1 protein-coding gene is annotated in these 1,172 nt (G+C 66.2%); it reads right to left on the bottom strand.

Features of this window, described 5'->3' with window-relative positions:
* Positions 1-950, bottom strand: a 950-nt coding sequence (locus AHiyo1_RS25200) for a hypothetical protein (protein ID WP_216363312.1), incomplete at its 3' end; no start/stop codon positions are given.
* Between the last annotated feature and the right edge of the window lie 222 nt (positions 951-1,172).

Genomic DNA, 1,172 nt, shown 5'->3' with positions numbered 1-1,172 from the left:
GCGGTGAGCTTCGACAGGTTCTTGTTCGAGACCACCTTCACTGGAGACGACAGGGACTTGTTGATGATGCCCCACTCGGCGGTCACCTTGCCGGGGCGTGCCCGGGCATGGGCCTCGGCGTTCACGAACACCAGCGACTTCGGGCAGAACAGCTCGCCCACGGTGAACGGCAGAACGCCTGAGGTGACCGGTGTGCCGCCGGGCTGGGCCTGCTGCACATTCTGCAGCTCGACGTACTGCATGAGCAGGTGCACGACGAGGCGGGCGAACGAGAGCTCCTCGTTGTTGTCGGTGTCGTCCTGGCGCAGCAGCAGCGACTCGGTGAGACTCTTGAGCTCGAGAGCGGCGAAGTCGCCGAGAAGCTTGATCGTCCCAGCGGGCAGCGCCGAGCTGATCGTCTGCACCTGCTGCGCCAACCAGGCCTTGAAGTCATCGAACGCGATTTCGGACTGGAACCAGAACCCGAGGGTGTCGGGGTGGTAGGCGTAGGCGAGCGAGGCGAAGAACAGGTCGGCGTCGGTGGAGCCCGACAGCAGCCCCTTGGCGCTGGGGATCACGTCCTCGCGCGCGGTGTAGACGACCTTGCCCAGCACAGGGGCCGGAAGCTTGTGCTTCCGGCCGGCCTGTGCGGCGAAGAGCTCCCCCACCGGCAGCGGGGTCGTCTGGTCGTAGTTGACCATCGTCTGGCCGAGCAGCTCCTTCATGAAGTCCTCGGCCCCGGGCACCAGAGTGTCACCGAGACACGCCAGCAGTGCCTGCTCGATCCCGCCGCTGAGGTCGTGCCCCTTGGCGTCGGTGATGTTCGCAGGGGCTGCGGGGTTCAGCGGCGTACGCAGCGGATCCGCGATTGCGCTCGTGATCGCCGGCATCGGATCGTAGGTGCCCGTGCAGGTGATCGTGTGGACCGGGTCGAGCACTGCCGGCTTCTGGTTGGTGACGGTGATCGTCATGATGGCGGTCCTCTCCTTTCAGAGGTCGGAGTGCGGATTGCGGATCAGAGGAAGGCCGAGAGCAGCGGCTTCACGGCGTCCGCGACGGGGGTACCGCTGTTGAGGAAGGCCTCGACGTTCTGCGTGTCGGCCTGGTGGGCGGAGACCATCTCGAAGAGCGTGCGCGTGTGCGCAGCCTCGATCTGGTGCGTGTGCGCGGCGAGCTGCTCGATGAGGCGGGTG

The organism is Arthrobacter sp. Hiyo1 (assembly GCF_001263615.2).
Taxonomy (GTDB): Bacteria; Actinomycetota; Actinomycetes; order Actinomycetales; family Micrococcaceae; genus Arthrobacter.
The sequence above is the reverse complement of the archived record's forward strand: the minus strand, read 5'-3'. Positions and strand labels throughout refer to the sequence as shown.